The sequence below is a fragment of the Streptomyces tauricus genome (assembly GCF_014650955.1).
GTDB lineage: Bacteria > Actinomycetota > Actinomycetes > Streptomycetales > Streptomycetaceae > Streptomyces > Streptomyces tauricus.
In genome coordinates this window covers 1,090,314-1,104,270 of record NZ_BMVY01000001.1, presented here as the reverse complement: position 1 = coordinate 1,104,270, position 13,957 = coordinate 1,090,314, and the positions used below count along the sequence as shown (strand labels likewise).

The window sequence follows — 13,957 nt, the reverse complement described above, 5'->3', positions numbered from 1 at the left end:
GGTCGTCGGGCGGGGCGGGCGGCGGTCGGCGGGTGCGGCCCTGCCGGGCGGCCGGTGCGCACCCGGGCCCGCCCGTCAGGCGTGTCCGTGGCGGAGCCACGTGTACTCGACCGGCTGCCCCGTGTTCCACGCCGCGGTCGACGCCGCGTCGACCGGTTCGAAGCCCGCTCCGCGGTAGCAGCGCAGAGCCGCGGTGTTCTCCGGGTGGACCCGCATGCAGACTTCCGCGAGCCCGGTCAGCCGTGCCTCCGCGAGCAGGCCCCGGACCAGGAGACGGCCCAGGCCCCGCCCACGGACCCCGGGTGCCACGATGATCCGCGCCAGTTCGACCTCGTCCTCCTCGGTATCGGGCCACAACTCCCCGTACGCCAGTGGTCGTTCGTCCTCGACAAGGGCGTAAGCCGTCACGTCGGGCTCTCGCTGCCACGCCGAGACCGTCCCCTCCCGCACCGGGAACTCCCGCAGCCCGCACCACATCACCGCCTCCTCCGCCGTGACCGGCCAACCAGCCACCACAGCGGCGCAGTTGCTGTCGAACGGGAGGAAGCGCATCGTGGATCTCCGTCCTCGCGGGGAGTGGGCCGGTGTCAGTGCCAGGGCCCGCCGTCGTCGACCAGTACGGCGGCCCCGTCGAAGCGGCCCGCCTTGAGGTCCTTGAGCGCTTCCGGCGCATGCGACATCGGATACGGATGAACCGTGGCCCGAACCCGGTGTTGCTCCGCGAGCGCCAGGAACTCCCGCGCGTCCGCCCGGGTGTTGGACGTGACGCTGCGGATCTCCTTCTCGTAGAACAGCTCACGCTCGTAGTGGAGCGGCGGCACGTCACTGAGGTGGATCCCCGCGATCGAGAGGATGCCGCCACGGTCCAGTGCGCGCAGCGCCACGGGCACCAGATCGCCGACGGGAGCGAAGAGGATCGCGCTGTCCAGCGGCTCCGGAGGCGCGTCGTACGCCCCCGCCGCCGACGCGGCGCCCAGGTCGAGGGCCAGCCGCCGCGCGGCCGGATCCCGGGTCAGCACATGGACGGTCGCACCCTGCGCGAGCGCCACCTGCGCACAGAGATGGGCGCTGCCCCCGAACCCGTACAGGCCGAGGCGTCCGCCGGGTGGCAGGGAGGCGCGGAGCAGCGCGCGGTGTCCGATGATCCCGGCGCACAGCAGCGGGGCCAGCGCGATGTCGTCGAGGCCGCCGGGCAGCGGGTGGGCGAAGGCGGCCGGCACGGTCGTGTACTGGGCATAGCCGCCGTCGGAGTCCCAGCCGGTGTAGCGGGAGCCCGGGCAGAGGTTCTCCGCCCCGCGCAGACAGTACGCGCAGGTGCCGTCGGTACGGCGCAGCCAGGCCACCCCGACCCGGTCGCCGACGCCGTGTCCGGTGACCTTCGCGCCCATCCCCGCCACCCGCCCGACGACCTCGTGACCCGGTGTCACCCGCACCCGGCGCACCGGCAGGTCGCCTTCGCTGACGTGCAGATCCGTACGGCACACCCCGCAGGCGCCGACACGGACGAGGAGTTCGTCGGGGCCCGGCACGGGGACCGGTTTCTCGACGAGCCGCAGCGGCCCGCTCTCGACCGGACCCGGCTCGGCCACTTCCCAGGCGTACATCGTCGTCATGCCCCCAGCCATCCCCCCAGCCATCTCCCCAGTCAGGTCCCCAGCCATCTCCCCATTCTGCGAGGAGAGGCCGCGAGGTGTCCCGGTGCGGGGAGCGCGGGGAGTTCGTGGGGGGCGCAGGCAACTCCGACGAACCCCTTTCACCTGCAGAACCAGCCGTCGGACGGCCGCGTCGTATTTCTGCGGGACAACGGAAAGGATCGTTGACGCGGCGGGAGCGCGGTGCCAACGTGCTCGCACCAGTCCTTCCGGCCGGTCGGGACACCGGGTGGCGTCGCGCGGACGCCACCTGTTGCACGGCGCGTCGAGCGAACGGAGGGCTTGTCGCCATGTCAACAGCCAGTGGAGACCCGACAACGGGGACGGCCGACTTCTCGGCGACGCCCCTGGCCGACACCTTCTTCCCCGAGGAGTGGGAGAGCGGTCAGGAGAGCGTCCGGGGTGAGTACGCCACCGAAGCGAACGCGACGGAAGGCGCCACGGGAGGCGCCACGGGAGGCGCCACAGCGGGAGGAACGGCGGGAGGAACGGCGGGAGGAACGGCAGGTGGGACGGAACGCGCGGCGGAGCAGCGTCAGGCCGCCGCCGCTGCCGCCGGACCGGCCCACCGCCCCACCCGTGGCCGCTACCGCGGCACCAGCGGCGGCTACGAACTGATCCTTCGCATGGACGTCGACAGCGTCCCCGGCGGCCCGAAGGTCCTGCGGAAGGTCAGCGGTGACTTCTTCAGCACGGGCGGCGGTACGCAGGCGTACTTCGGCTCGTTCATCGTGGACGCGCCCACCGTCTCCCGGACCGGAACCCAGGTCGTCATCAGGGGAATCGCCTCCTACACCTGGCAGACCGCGTACACGCTCGTGCGGGTCACCGTCCCGCGCAGCAGGACGAACCAGCGGCCGGGCGCCGCGACCGTCGAATTCCTGCGCCCGCCGCGCCAGTTGGGCGCCACCTACGTCTGCCCGTACGTCTCGCCGTACTTCCGTACCGTCGAGTGGGAGCAGGACTCCGTGGCCGGGGCCGTGCCCTTCCTGTCGTACGACACCGGTTCGCTTCCACAGCCCGCCAACAGCCCCGCCCGGATCCTCACCGTGCCCCGGGCCTACGCCGAGGCCGGTATCGAACTGCTGGTCTCCGGCACCGCGAACGTCATCGCGAACAACCAGAACGGCTGGACCAACACCGAACTGCACGGCGCCATGGAGACCAACTTCAGCCTCTGGCGCAACGCCCCGCAATGGAAGATGTGGCTGCTGGTCGCCGGCAGCTACGAAGGCATGGCAGGCGTGCGCGGCATCATGTTCGACGCCGCAGACACCTTCCAGCGACAGGGCTGCGCGGTCTTCTACGACCTGATCCAGGGCGCGGGCCCCGAAGAGCAACGCGCCATGCTGCGCACGTACGTCCATGAGATCGGTCACGCCTTCAACCTGCTGCACTCCTGGCAGAAGAACCTGGCCACGCCGCCTGCCCCACTCGGCGGCAACAACGGCTTCGCGGACCTGTCGTGGATGAACTACCCGCAGAACTACCAGCCGTTGAACGGCAACGGGGGAGCGGCGGCCTACTGGGGCGCCTTCCCCTTCCAGTTCACCGACAACGAGCAACTGCACCTGCGGCACGGCTTCTACCGGAACGTCGTCATGGGAGCCAACGCGTTCGCCACCGGCGCCGCCGACATCGAACCGGCACTCTTCGACGAGCCCCTCACCGACGAGTCCGGCCTCCGCCTCGGTCTGCGCGCCGACAAGAGCGCCCTCGCGTTCGGTGAACCGGCCGTCGTGGAGCTCAAGCTGGAGACCACCGACCTGCGCGGCCGTGCCACGCACAACCACCTCCACCCCGACGACGAACTCGTCAGCATCGCCATCCGGCAGCCCTCCGGACGTACCGTGCTCTACCGGCCGCTGCTGCGCCGCTGCGTCGACCAGGACCAGACCGTACGCCTGGACGCGAACCGGCCCGCGATCTACAGCAGCGCCTACATCGGCTACGGCCGCGACGGGCACTACTTCCAGCAGCCGGGCACCTACCAGCTGCGCGCCGCCTATCTCGCCTCCGACGGGTCCCGGATCGTCTCGCCGGTGCTGCGGCTCGACGTACGGCACCCGGTCAGCGAGGCCGACCTCCGGCTCGGCGAACTGATGATGGGCGAGGAACAGGGCAAGATCCTCGCGCTGCGCGGCTCCGACTCGCCGGCCCTGCAGTCAGGCAACGACGCGCTCCAGGAGGTCATCGAGCGACACGGCACCCACCCCTTCGCCGTGTACGCGCGCCTCGCCAAGGGGCTCAACTTCGAGCACGAGTTCAAGAGTCTGAGCCCGGACAAGACCGAGCTGACCGTACGGCCCCCGGATCCCAAGTCCGGGATCGAACAGCTCGCCCAGGTCGTGAAGGCCTCCCAGCAGGGCAAGGGCGTGGACAACCTGACGCTCAACCTCGCCTCACGGCGCCTTGCCCGCGCCTACGCCCGCCAGGGCGACCTCGAAGAGGCCAACTCCACGCTCGACCGCCTGGTCCGGCACTTCGACACACCCGCGTTCAAGCCGTACGTCAAGGACGCCGTACGGGACCAGGCCGACTCCACCAAGGCGCGGCTCACCGAGGAGTTCGGCGGCGGCTGACCCCCGGCCGCCCCGCGCCCAGGAGGGCACTCACGGGACACCCCTCTGCCCGTGAGCGCCCTCCCCGGCCGCCTGTGGCAGCATCGGGCCCACCGGCCCCGGACCCCGGCGGACGGGCAGCCGGGGGTACGGGAAGGGAGCAGCCGAGTGATCGACCTCGTCCTGTACGGGCCGAGCGGCCCTCAGCCCCTCGGTCACCCGGCCACCGTGCGGGTGCGGCTCCGCAACGCCGGTGACCGCGACCTGTGGATCGCGGGAGTGCTCGACGGCTCCGAGAACGGACTGCGCCTCCCGCGCTACCGGCCCACCGTCACGCGTCTCGGGGACGGTGTCGTCGTGGCCTCACCCGCTCCGGCCGAGGACCCCCTCGTCGCTCCGCTGCGGCCGGCGGACCTGCGCACCCTGGCGCCGGGCGAGTCGTGGGACCCGACCTCGGGCCCCGGTTGCCTGCCCCTCATGACCTTCGCGCACTTCATCCCCCAGCAACCCGGCCGCTACCGCTACGCCCTCACACTCGACACCGGAGCTGACACCGAAGCCGACACCGGAGCTGATACCGACGCCGACGCCGCCACCGCCCGGCCCGAGGACTGGCTGGGTGGCTTCGGCGTGCCCGCAGGCACCGCGCGGGAGGAACTGCTCGCCCTCGTCGCGCGGGTGCCCCGTACGAGGGTGGTGGCGGACCCGGTGGAGGTGGACTTCCACTGAGCGAAGTCCACTGAGCGGCTTCCGCTGAGCGGAGGTCACAGCAGGAAGAGCAGCTGTACGGCGACCAGGACGTCCACCACGGCGCACCACTCGGCGAACGTCGGGGAGACCACCTTCTTGAGCCTGCTGTGCCTGAGGTGGACGAAGTCCCAGACGCCGTGGAAGAACCAGCCGGCGCCCACGAGGTAGCGGCCCAGGTCCGGGTCGACCGCCAGGCCCACGAGGGCGAGCGCGCCGAAGACGAGCGTCCCCGCGGCCTGGACACCCAGGACGGCCCGCCCGTGCGGAGTCCCGCGGACGGTACCCCACACCAGGACCGCCAGTGCGAGCGTGATCAGCGCGACCGGCTGCGAGACCAGGTCCTGCGCCCGCAGCGCGACCATGACGGCCAGGCCGAGACCCGGGCATCACCTGCAAGTCATCGCGCTGAAGAGCGAGTTGGCCGCCCGGCTGGTGGACACCGACCCGGCGCGCGCAGCCACCGAGATGCGGGAGGTGCGGCAGCTGGCGGCCGACGCGCTGAGCGACACCCGGGCCGTGGTGCAGGGCTACCGGCGGACGACCCTGGACGACGAGATCACCAACGCGACCGGGGTGCTCGCCACCGCGGGCATCGACGCGCGGACCCTCGCACAGGCGACGGCCGCCAACGGGCTCGCCGAGCCCGCACGCCATCTGCTGGGCCTGGTGATGCGGGAGGCCACGACGAACGTGCTCCGGCACAGCCGGGCCCGGCACGCGGAGGTCGACTACCGGGTCACCGGCGGCCTCGCCCGGCTGCGCGTGAGCAACGACGGGGCCGACCAACCCCTGGACACCACCCGGCACACGGCCCGGGGCACCGGGCTGCACTCACTCGGGGAGCGACTGCGCGTGGCACACGCCGAGTTGACCTGGCACCGCGACGGCGAACACTTCGCGGTCACTGCTTTGTTTCCGACGGGCCCGGCCACAGAGGCAGACCCCGGCCCCGACAGAGGCCTCGGCCCGGACCCCGGCCCTGACACCGGCCCCCGGAACGGAGCGGCACGTTGATCCGCCTGCTGATCGCCGACGACGAGGACCTGCTCAGAAGCGCCCTGGTGGCACTGCTCGGACTGGAACAGGACCTCACCGTCGTCGCCGAGGCCGCCACCTCCACCGACGCGGTGCGCCTGGCCCGTGAGCACCGCCCCGACATCGCCGTCCTCGACCTGGAGATGCCGCCCACCGACGGACTGCGTGCCGCCGAGGAGATCCGGGCGGCGCTGCCCACCCAGATCGTCCTGGTCACCCTGCACGCCCGCCCCGCCGTGCTGCGCCGCGCCCTGGCCGCCGGCGTCCGAGGGTTCTTGCCCAAGACCACGTCGGCGGCCGTGCTCGCCGGGATCATCCGCGACATCGCCGCGGGCCGCCGTTACGTCGACCCGGACATCGCCGCCTCCGCGCTGACCGAGGACGACTGCCCCCTCACCGACCGCGAACTGGAGGTCCTGCGCGCCGCCCGCACCGGTGCCTCGGTCGTCGAGATCGCCGCCGCGGTCCACCTGGCCCCCGGCACGGTCCGCAACTACCTCTCCGCCGCCATGTCCAAGCTGGGCACACCGACCCGGCACGCCGCCGCCCATCACGCCTGGCAGCAGGGCTGGATCTGACCGGCCACCCCGTGTGTCAGGCCCACCCCGCCGATTCTGCCGACTTCGCCGATTCCGCCGCCGGCCCGGCCGACGACTCGACCAGTGACACGGTGAACGGATGCGCGGGCGCCGTGAGGACGTCCCGCGCCGGTCCCTGTTCGACCACCTCTCCGCCGTCCAGCACCGCGATCCTCGTGGCGAGCCGGGCCGTGTCGAGGTCATGGGTGATGAGGACCAGGGAGAGGTCGTCGCGGTCGCGGAGCAGCCCGGCGAGCAGGTCGAGGATGCCCCGGCGGGTCACCGTGTCGAGCCCGGAGGTGATCTCGTCGCACACCAGGACCCGCGGCCGGGCGAGCAGCGCCCTGGCGAGCGCGGCCCGCTGGAGCTCGCCGCCGGACAGCCGGGCGGGAACGCGGGCCGCCGACTCGCCGCTCAGACCGAGGCTGTCGAGCGTGCGTGCCGCCTCGGCCCGGGCGTCCGGGGCGGCCACCCCTCGCAGTCTCACCGCCGTGCGGGCCACCTGGTCCAGGACCGGCCGGTGCTCGTCGAAAGAGGCGCGCGCGTCCTGGAAGACGTACTGCACGGCCGCCAGCCGGTCCCGCCCCCGGTCCCGCAGACTGCGCGGGAGCGCGACCCCGTCGAGCAGCACCTCTCCCTCGTACGTGCGATGGAGTCCGGCCAGGCAGCGGGCGAGCGTCGTCTTGCCGCTGCCCGAACGGCCGAGCACGGCGACGCATTCGCCGGAATGCACGGCGAGTTCAGGGACGCGCAGTACCTCGACGCCGGGCCGGTGGCGGGCCCGGAGTCCTTGGACCCGCAGTACGGCCGCCGGGCCGGGCCCACGCGGGACGGGCTCCGTCAACGGCGCTCGTACAGCGAGGAGTTGACGTGTCCAGGGATGCGTGGGAGTCAGCCACACCCGCTCCGTCGGGCCTGACTCCACGACCCTGCCCTCCCGCATGACCAGTACCTCGTCGGCGAGCGCGCGTACCGTCTCCAGGTCATGGCTGAGCAGGACGACCCCGATGCCGCGCGCGGCGACCGCCGCCAGCTCGTCCACGACCCGGCGTTTCGTGAGCGCGTCCTGACCGGTGGTGGGCTCGTCCGCGACGACGACCCGGGCACCGAGCAGCAACGCCTGCGCGAGTACGAGCCGTTGCTGCTGACCACCCGAGAGCTGATGCGGGAAGCGCTGCAACAGTGCCCCGCCGTCCGTGAGTTGGACGGCTTCCAGGGCGGCGAGGACTCGCGAACGTGCCGCCGGGCGTCGTTCGCTGCGAGGCAGCTCGCGCACCTGGCCGCGCGCCATGTCGTGCAGCAGCGCTCCGACCCGCCGCGCGGGATTGAGTACCGCCGCCGGATGCTGCGGGACGTAACCGACCCACGCCTCCGCCACCCGTACGGAACCCTCGACGCGCGCTCCCGGCGGGAACTCGCCGAGCAGCGCTCGCCCCGTGGTCGTCTTCCCGCTGCCGGATGCCCCGACGAGCGCGGTCACCTTCCCGGGCAGCACCCGAAGGCTCACACCGTCGACGATGCGTCTGCCGTCGACCTCCACGGTCAGCCCTTCGATCTCCGCGACCGCGACCGCGACCGCGGCCGGCCCGTTCGGCCCGCTCGGCCCGCTCGCTCCTCCCGACCTGCTCGACCCGCTCATGAACGCGGCCCCTTCCTGAGTGCCGCGTCGCAGAGCAGGTTGCAGCCCATGGTCAGGGCCACGATCAGCAGCGCCGGGACGACCACGGCCCAGGGCTGCACGAACAGCCCGGTGCGGTTGCGGTCCACCATCACCGCCCAGTCGGCCGCGTCCGGTGCCACCCCGATGCCCAGGAACGCGGCCGTGGCCACCAGATACAGGACACCGGTCAGCCGTACCCCCGCGTCGGCGGCGAGCGGACGCAGGATCGACCGGCCGACATGGCCGACCGCGATACGCCACCACGACTCACCCTGCATCCGCAGCGCCTCCACCGCCGGCCGTGAGGCCACGTCGGCGGCGGCGGCCCGGACGATCCGCGCGGCGTCCGGGATGTTCACGAGCGCCACCAGCAGCGCGAGCCCGGTGGCCCCGGGCGAGAACACGGACGCCACCAGCAGGATCATCAGCAGGGACGGTACGGCGAGCAGCACGTCCAACGGCCGCATCAAGGTCTCCTCCAGCCAGGTTCTGTGCGTCAGCGCGCTGATCAGCCCGAGCGGCAGCGCCACCAGGTACGCCAGTGCCGTCGCCGTGAGCGCGACGACCACCACGGGCCGGCCGCCGAGCAGTACCTGCCGCCACACGTCCCGCCCCACGAAATCCGTGCCCAGCCAGTGCCCGTCGCCGAGCGTGAACGAGGCGGCCCGGGGCCCGGGTCCGCCCACCAACAGTGGCCCGCACAGGGCGAGTACGAGCGGCACACACACCAGGACGGCCCCGAGCGCGAACCGTGCCGGCGGCAACCCTCGCCAAAAAGGCCTCCCGCCCTGAAGAGGCTTCACGTCCTGAAGAGGCCTCACGCGGCCACCTCCGCACGCGGCGCGAACCGGTGGGCGACCAGATCGGCCCCCAGGTTCAGCACCACCGTGATCACCCCGAAGACCACCGCGAGGCCCTGCACCACGGGCACATCCCGCTCGGCCACGGCGTTCATCAGCACGGTTCCCAGGCCGGGGATCACGAACAGGGCCTCCACGACGATCACCCCGCACAGCAACCAGTCGACGGTACGGGCGAGTTGCTGGGCGGCGGGCGCGACCGCGTTCGGCAGGGCGTGCGCGTACCGGATCCGGGCGCCCGGAATCCCGTACCGCCGGGCGTGCGCCACGTACGGTGAGGCGAGCGCGTCGATCATGCCGGCGCGAACCAGCCGGGACAGGGAACACACCGGACGGGAGAGGAGGACGAGGACCGGCAGGACCAGGGCGGCGGGGTGTCCGAGCAGGTCCGTGCCGTAGCCGACCGCCGTCGGTGGCAGCCAGTCGAGCCGCAGCGCGAACACCGTCACGAGCAGCACCCCGAACGCGAACTCCGGTACCGCGTACACCCCGAGCGTCACCGCGCTGACCAGCCGGTCCACCCACCGCCCCTCGAACCGCGCGGCCAGCACCCCGAGCCCCACCCCGACCGGCACCAGCAGCGCCACGGTCAGCGAGGCGAGCAGCAGCGTCGGCCCGAAGGCACCGGAGATGTACGAGGTGACGGGCCGCCCGGATGCGAGCGAGGTCCCGAAGTCGGCGTGGGCCAGCCCGACCGCCCAGTCGGCGAGCCGCTCGTACGCGGGCCGGTCCAGGTCCATCGCCTCCCGGATGGCGGCGATCCGCACCGGGTCGGGCTGGTCCCCGGCGAGGGCCACCGCCGCGTCACCCGGCAGCGCCTCGGTGAGCGCGAAGACCAGCAGCACCACGGCCACGGTCTGCACACCGCCGAACAGCAGCCGCCGGGCGGCCCAGGAACCGAGTCCGCTCACGCCAGCCAGACCTTGTCGAACCGCGCCCAGTCGAGCGTGTTGGCGGGCGCCTTGCGGTCAACGCCCTTGACACCCTTGGCCGTTCCGATGATCCAGTCGGCGAACCCCCACACCAGGAAGCCGCCCTCGGCGTACAGCCTGCGCTGCATCCGGCCGAACACGGCGGCGCGCTCCTTGTCGTCCTTCGTGGCCTGCGCCTGCTGGTAGAGCGCGTCGAAGTCCTTGTGGTGCCACTTGGTGGCGTTGGTGGTCGAGTCGGTGAGGAGCCGCTGCGAGAGGTGCGCCTCGATGGGCATGGCTCCGGAGCGGTAGCAGCACAGGGTTCCGGAGTCGAGGATGTCGGCCCAGTACGAGTCCTTGCTGCCCATCTTCACGTCGACGGTGACGCCGGCCTTGGCGGCCTGGTCGCGGAAGATGCTCGCCGCCTCGGTGAACCCGGCCGCGACCGCCGAGGTGTCCAGGGTGACCTTCAGCTTCTCGGCGCCCGCCTGCTTCAGGAGGGCGCGGGCCCGGTCGAGGTCCTGCTCGCGCTGGGGCAGCCCGTCGGCGTAGTACTCGTACCCCTTGCCGAAGAGGTCGTTGCCGACCACGCCCGCCCCCGACAGCGCCCCGTCGATGAGTTCCTGGCGGTCGGCGATGAGGAAGAACGCCTCGCGGACCCGCTTGTCGTCGAAGGGCGCCCGGTCGGTCTTCATGGCGAAGGCCTGCATGGCACTGTTCCGCAGCCGTACGATCTCGATCTGCCCCTTGCCCTCGTGGGCGCGGGCCGTCGTCGGGTTCAGCTCATGGGCGTACTCGACCTGCCCGCCGAGCAGTGCGTTGACCCGCGCGGACTCCTCGTTGGCGACGACGAACTCCACCTCGTCGAGGTGCGGGGCGCCGTCCCAGTGGTCGTCGTTGCGCCGGAAGACCGCCGAGCGGCCCGGCGTGAACGACACGAAGCGGAACGGTCCCGAACCGACCGGCTTCTTGTCGAAGTCGGCCGCCGAGGACCCGTCGGGAACGATGTACGCGCCGAACGCGGCCAGTACGTTGGGGAATTCGGCGGTCGGCCGCTTGAGGACGAACTCCACGGTCCGCTCGTCGACGGCCCGGCTCGCCTTGAGGTCGATGGGTTCGAGGGACGCCTTGGCGCGGAACGCCTTCTCGGGGTCGGCGATCCGGCGGAAGCTGAACAGGACGTCCTCGGCGGTGACGGGCTTCCCGTCGTGGAAGTCGGCCTTGCGCAGGGTGACCTTCCAGCGGTCGAGCCCCGCGTTCGGCTCCCAGCCGGACGCCAGGCGCGGCTGCGCGGAGAGGTCGTCCCCGTAGTCCGCCAGCTTGTCGAAGAGCGCCTTGGCGCGAGCCACGTCGGCGAACAGATTGGCCAGGTGCGGATCGAGCGTCTCGCTCGCACCGCCGCCCGCGAAGGCGGCCCGCAGCCGCCCGCCGCGCCTGGGCTTGCCGTCGCCGCCTCCGTCCGCTCCGCCACTCTTGTTGCCTGAGCCCGAGTCGCCGCAGCCGACGAGCGTGAGGGCGCCGATACCGGAGGCAGCCGCGAGGAAGCCCCTGCGTCGGAGGCCGGGATAGTCCTGCATGTGGTTGTCCTTGCTGTGTGAGGTGCGTGCGGTGCGTGAAGTGCGTGAAGTGCCTGAGGTGTGTGGTCAGTCGGCGAGGCGTGCCACCACGTGCAGCCGGTCGGCGTCGGCCGCCGTGCCGGGCAGGTCGCCCTCCTGCCAGGGCGGCTCGGTGCGTGGCCCCGGACCGTCGTGCAGCTCCAGCACGGTGAAGCCGTGCGCGGTCAGGAAGTGGCGCAGTTCCTGCGGCAGGAGCAACCGCCAGGCCGAGTGCTGCTCGACGGGGGCCGAACCGTCGTCGGCGGTCCAGACGCGGCTGCGGCGCAGGAGTTGCGCGGTGCGGTCCATGTGCAGGGTGGTCGCCGAACGGTAGGAAACGCCCTGCCAGGTGAGGGAGTTGTACCTAGGGGTGTTCAACAGGTCGTCCCGGCCGAGGAAGTAGGCGCCGTTGCGCATCTCCGCGACGAGGAGCCCGCCGGGAACCAGGCTCCGGCGGCAGGAGGCGAGGAAGCCGTCGAGGTCGTCGTTGGTGTGGCAGTACAGGAGCGCGCTGTCCAGGCACACCACCGCGTCGAAGACACCGGAGGCGCCAGGAGTGTCGGGGGTGCCGAGGGCGTCGGGGGAGAAGTCGCGCAGATCGGCGCGTACGTACCGCGGGCCCGGATGCCGGTCGCGGGCGTACGTCAGCATCGCCTCGGAGAGGTCCGCGCCGACCACCGACCTGCCCATGGCGTGCAGATGGGCCGCGTCCCGCCCGGTGCCGCATCCCAGGTCCAGGACGTGGGGCCCGGACCCGTACCGGCGCAGGCAGTCCTCCGCCCATCGCCCGGCCAGCCGTTCGGGATCGGGGAACCTGGCCTCGTACAGCTCCGGATTGTCGGTCAGCAGATTGCCGCTGGTCATACCGTCGCCTCCACGGCAGGAGTGGGACGTACGGGCAGGGCTCCGAGGCGGCGCAGCCAGGTGAACCCGGCCGCCGACGCCAGCCCGAACACCAGACAGCAGGCCCAGGGCAGCCAGGCCGCGTCCTGCCGGTCCCCGGCGTCCATGGCCCAGCCCACGGCCGTGTTGCCGACGGCCGCGGCGATCCCCGACACCATGTAGAAGATGCCGAAGTACGTCCCGGTCAGCTCCGGCCGCCCGAACCCCGGGATCAGCTCCATCACGAAGGGCTGCGCGACCATGACCCCCACATAGAGGAGCAGGACGCCCACGAGGACGACAACGACGTGCCACACCTCGGGGGAGCCGGCCCCCGACACCAGCATCGGTGGCAGGAAGGCGAGCCCCATCAGGGCGAGCCCGGCACCGATCGCCCGTCCGCCGTACGGCTTCAGCGCCCGGGTGAGCCGCAGTTGCAGCGCCAGGTTGGCGAGCGTGCCCACGAGGAAGACCAGTCCGGCCGCGCCGTCCCAGCCGGTGGCCCGGCGGGCCCCGTCGGGCAGCAGCAGATACAGCTGGTTCTCCAGGGTGAACATGCCGACCATGGCCAGTGAGAAGGCGAGGAACGCGCGGTTGCCGACCACCTCGCGCCAGTCCGCGAGCACACCGCCCGCGCTCGGCGGCACCGCACGCGCGGGCAGCACCAGGGCCTGCGCCACGGTGAGCACCGCGAAGATCCCGGCGGCGGTGAGCGCGGACGTCCGGAAGTCGACCAGCAGCAGCACGCTGCCGAGCAGCGGGCCGACCAGGGCCCCCGTGGTCGCGAACACGTTGAACAACGCGAACGCCTCGGCCTTGCGCTCGCCCGCCTCCTGCGCGAGGTAGGTCCGCACGGCCGGGTTGAACAGCGCCCCGGCGAGTCCGCTCAGCACGGACGCGGCCAGCAGCACGGCGAGCCCGTCGCCGAGCGCGAACAACGCGAAGCCCGCGGTACGCACCCCGCAGCCGGCGATGATCACCCCGCGCGCCCCGAGCCGGTCCGCGGCCGAGCCACCGATCAGGAACAGGCCCTGCTGGCTGAGGTTGCGCACCCCGAGCACGATCCCGACGACGGCCGCCGACATGCCGAGGTCCTCGCCCAGATGCGTGGCCAGATAGGGGATGAGTAGGTAGAAGCCGGTGTTGACACCGAACTGGTTGACGAGGAGGAGCCGGATCGCGGGCGAGAAGCCACGTATCTCGTGCAGCGTCTTCACGGCCGTCCGCCCGTCCCGCGCACCGCTCCCGCGCCCGGCTCCGGCACGCCTGCGGTGCCTGCGCTCCGCTCCCGTACGGCTGTCGTGCCCGCGCCCGGCTTCCGCACGCCTGCGGTGCCTGCGCTCCGCTCCCGTACGTCTGTCGTGTCTGCGCCCGGCTCCCGCACGTCTGTCGTGCCCGCGCCCGGCTTCCGCACGCCTGCGGTGCCTGCGCTCCGCTCCCGTACGTCTGTCGTGTCTGCGCTCCGCTCCCGTA

General features: G+C 72.3%; 13 protein-coding genes. 4 read left to right on the top strand and 9 right to left on the bottom strand.

Features of this window, described 5'->3' with window-relative positions:
* Positions 1 to 75 precede the first annotated feature (75 nt).
* Together IE278_RS04715 and IE278_RS04710 are read right to left on the bottom strand one after the other, a co-directional pair.
* Positions 76 to 552 carry a GNAT family N-acetyltransferase gene (locus IE278_RS04715; RefSeq protein WP_189768924.1) on the bottom strand — a complete coding sequence of 159 codons (477 nt, stop codon included), beginning with the start codon at positions 550 to 552 and terminating at the stop codon, positions 76 to 78.
* Between the two features lie 35 nt (positions 553 to 587).
* Positions 588 to 1,604, bottom strand: a complete 1,017-nt coding sequence (locus IE278_RS04710) for a zinc-binding alcohol dehydrogenase family protein (protein ID WP_189769122.1) — start codon at positions 1,602 to 1,604, stop codon at positions 588 to 590.
* 338 nt (positions 1,605 to 1,942) lie between these two features.
* Between IE278_RS04710 and IE278_RS04705 the strand changes: the two genes are divergently transcribed.
* Positions 1,943 to 4,234, top strand: a complete 2,292-nt coding sequence (locus IE278_RS04705) for a zinc metalloprotease (RefSeq protein WP_189768922.1) — start codon at positions 1,943 to 1,945, stop codon at positions 4,232 to 4,234.
* 147 nt (positions 4,235 to 4,381) lie between these two features.
* Positions 4,382 to 4,942: a hypothetical protein gene (locus IE278_RS04700; protein WP_189768920.1), complete on the top strand. Its 561-nt coding sequence runs from the start codon at positions 4,382 to 4,384 to the stop codon at positions 4,940 to 4,942.
* A 35-nt stretch (positions 4,943 to 4,977) separates the two neighbouring features.
* On the opposite strand, the gene IE278_RS42115 is transcribed toward IE278_RS04700, so the two are convergent.
* The gene (locus tag IE278_RS42115) at positions 4,978 to 5,325 is read right to left on the bottom strand and encodes a DUF6010 family protein (RefSeq protein ID WP_246569868.1); all 348 of its coding nucleotides are present in this window, start codon (positions 5,323 to 5,325) and stop codon (positions 4,978 to 4,980) included.
* On the opposite strand from IE278_RS42115, the gene IE278_RS04695 reads away from it, so the two are divergent.
* Together IE278_RS04695 and IE278_RS04690 are read left to right on the top strand one after the other, a co-directional pair.
* Entirely contained in the window at positions 5,324 to 5,977 is a 654-nt protein-coding gene (locus IE278_RS04695; RefSeq protein ID WP_246569864.1) for a sensor histidine kinase, read from the top strand. The two genes, IE278_RS42115 and IE278_RS04695, sit on opposite strands and share 2 nt — an antisense overlap.
* Positions 5,974 to 6,576: a response regulator transcription factor gene (locus tag IE278_RS04690; RefSeq protein ID WP_189768918.1), complete on the top strand. Its 603-nt coding sequence runs from the start codon at positions 5,974 to 5,976 to the stop codon at positions 6,574 to 6,576. Before IE278_RS04695 ends, IE278_RS04690 begins: the two co-directional genes overlap by 4 nt.
* 16 nt (positions 6,577 to 6,592) lie before the next feature.
* Here the strand turns inward: IE278_RS04690 and IE278_RS04685 are convergent, their stop codons facing one another.
* The 6 genes from IE278_RS04685 to IE278_RS04660 form a co-directional block, all read right to left on the bottom strand.
* Positions 6,593 to 8,215: an ABC transporter ATP-binding protein gene (locus tag IE278_RS04685; protein ID WP_189768916.1), complete on the bottom strand. Its 1,623-nt coding sequence runs from the start codon at positions 8,213 to 8,215 to the stop codon at positions 6,593 to 6,595.
* The gene (locus tag IE278_RS04680; RefSeq protein ID WP_189768914.1) at positions 8,212 to 9,000 is read right to left on the bottom strand and encodes an ABC transporter permease; all 789 of its coding nucleotides are present in this window, start codon (positions 8,998 to 9,000) and stop codon (positions 8,212 to 8,214) included. The genes IE278_RS04685 and IE278_RS04680 overlap by 4 nt, the downstream gene beginning before the upstream one ends.
* A gap of 53 nt (positions 9,001 to 9,053) precedes the next feature.
* Positions 9,054 to 10,007 carry an ABC transporter permease gene (locus tag IE278_RS04675; RefSeq protein ID WP_189768912.1) on the bottom strand — a complete coding sequence of 318 codons (954 nt, stop codon included), beginning with the start codon at positions 10,005 to 10,007 and terminating at the stop codon, positions 9,054 to 9,056.
* Positions 10,004 to 11,584: an ABC transporter substrate-binding protein gene (locus tag IE278_RS04670; RefSeq protein WP_189768910.1), complete on the bottom strand. Its 1,581-nt coding sequence runs from the start codon at positions 11,582 to 11,584 to the stop codon at positions 10,004 to 10,006. Before IE278_RS04670 ends, IE278_RS04675 begins: the two co-directional genes overlap by 4 nt.
* Positions 11,585 to 11,650: 66 nt before the next feature.
* Positions 11,651 to 12,466, bottom strand: a complete 816-nt coding sequence (locus IE278_RS04665) for a class I SAM-dependent DNA methyltransferase (protein ID WP_189768908.1) — start codon at positions 12,464 to 12,466, stop codon at positions 11,651 to 11,653.
* A complete protein-coding gene (locus IE278_RS04660) occupies positions 12,463 to 13,701 on the bottom strand; it encodes an MFS transporter (RefSeq protein WP_189768906.1) in 1,239 nt (412 codons plus the stop codon). The genes IE278_RS04665 and IE278_RS04660 overlap by 4 nt, the downstream gene beginning before the upstream one ends.
* Positions 13,702 to 13,957: the final 256 nt, after the last annotated feature.